General features: G+C 53.8%; 1 tRNA gene and 1 other RNA gene. Both read right to left on the reverse strand.

The features are described 5' to 3' along the window. Window positions 1–32: 32 nt before the first annotated feature. A tRNA-Lys gene (locus AACQ38_RS23895) sits at window positions 33–172 on the reverse strand. A gap of 34 nt (window positions 173–206) precedes the next feature. Next, a non-coding RNA gene (locus AACQ38_RS23900) (RtT sRNA) lies at window positions 207–339 on the reverse strand. Between the last annotated feature and the right edge of the window lie 79 nt (window positions 340–418).

Genomic DNA, 418 nt, shown 5'->3' on the forward strand with positions numbered 1-418 from the left:
CTGGGAAATTGGTTTTGAATGAAGCTCTAAGATGGTGGGTCGTGCAGGATGACTCGGCCTACGGCCTCGCACTTCGGGCCAGCGCTTACGCGCTGTTGTCTCGCTTCGCTCGGCTCGAACCTGCGACAAATTGATTAAAAGTCAACTGCTCTACCGACTGAGCTAACGATCCATCTGGGAAATTGGTTTTGAATGAAGCTCTAAGATGGTGGGTCGTGCAGGATGACTCGGCCTACGGCCTCGCCCTTCGGGCCAGCGCTTACGCGCTGTTGTCTCGCTTCGCTCGGCTCGAACCTGCGACCAATTGATTAAAAGTCAACTACTCTACCGACTGAGCTAACGACCTATCTGGGAAATTGGTTTTGAATGAAGCTCTAAGATGGTGGGTCGTGCAGGATGACTCGGCCTACGGCCTCGC

The sequence above is a fragment of the Photorhabdus sp. RW14-46 genome (assembly GCF_963887965.1).
GTDB classification, from domain to species: domain Bacteria; phylum Pseudomonadota; class Gammaproteobacteria; order Enterobacterales; family Enterobacteriaceae; genus Photorhabdus; species Photorhabdus laumondii.